This window comes from Oleiphilus sp. HI0128, assembly GCF_001635365.1.
The window spans coordinates 1-1,102 of record NZ_LWGG01000042.1; the positions used below are offsets into that span (position 1 = coordinate 1).

Annotated in this window: 1 protein-coding gene; it reads left to right on the forward strand. The window is 45.3% G+C overall.

Annotated features, from left to right (window positions below):
* On the forward strand, positions 1-1,102 hold a 1,102-nt coding region (locus A3763_RS00615; RefSeq protein WP_068759809.1), incomplete at both ends, for a FecR domain-containing protein.

A 1,102-nucleotide genomic window follows, 5' to 3' on the forward strand; every position in this document is an offset into this window, starting at 1 on the left:
GAATATTCGTGTCGGTGATGAAGTTGCGACAAAAAAAGGTAATGTTTTAATTGAGTTTGCAGACAGCTCAACCATTCGCTTGGAAGAAAATTCCAACCTGGTCTTCAATAAACTGTCCCACTTTGGCAAGACTGGCATGGTTGATACGCGACTAAGGCTCAAGAGAGGCTCACTGTCCACTGAGGTTACACCCTTGGTTAAAGGATCTCGCTACGAGATTACCACCCCATCGGCGGTAGCAGCCGTGCGCGGAACTGAATTTCGTTTGAGTACCCAGGGTAATGAAACACAGCTGGAAGTTATTGAAGGTGAAGTCTCTTTTGCTGGTGAACATGGGACGACTCAAGTTTTTGCAGGCAACGGTGCGCGCATCAAAAAAGGTAGCGCGATTATTGAGCAGACAAAGTTAGCTGACGCCCCCAAAGCACTATTTGCAGAGAGAGTTGTAGACGACCTTCCTTCAACTCTGTCTTGGGAAGAACAAAAAAGCGCCGAAGCTTATCGAGTTCAACTCACTGACAATAAGCAAAATGGAAAACTTGTTAAGCAAGGGAAAATACAAAAGCCTGAACTTGAGTTGGAACATATTGAGAATGGTGAGTATGACGTTTCCATGCGCGCCATTGACGCTAATGGTTTTGAGGGTGTCGACTCCGTTACACGCATAGCAGTGGACATTGGCACAGAGCAAGCAAAACTCATTGCGCCGCTTGCCAAAAGCATACTTGATAGTACCAAACCTACATTTAGCTGGAACTTTGTTAAACCGGATACGCTCGGAAAACTACAGATTTCCAAAGACAAAGGTTTCAACCTGCTAATCAGCCAAACAGACTTTGATGCAGCGCAGCAGATTGCACCAAGGAAAGCATTGATGCCCGGCTCATACTATTGGCGCGTAGTATCGCTTGCAGATGACGGCGAAACAGCGAATAGCGAAGTGCGTAACTTTTCTGTCCGCGGTATATTGAAACCCGTGAAGATTCTAAGTGTTAACTATATCGACAGCCAAGTTGGCCTGTTCTGGAATAAAGTAGACAATACCCAAGCCTACATATTGCAGGTGTCTGATAGCAAAAGCTTCGAAAACATTCTGAAAGAA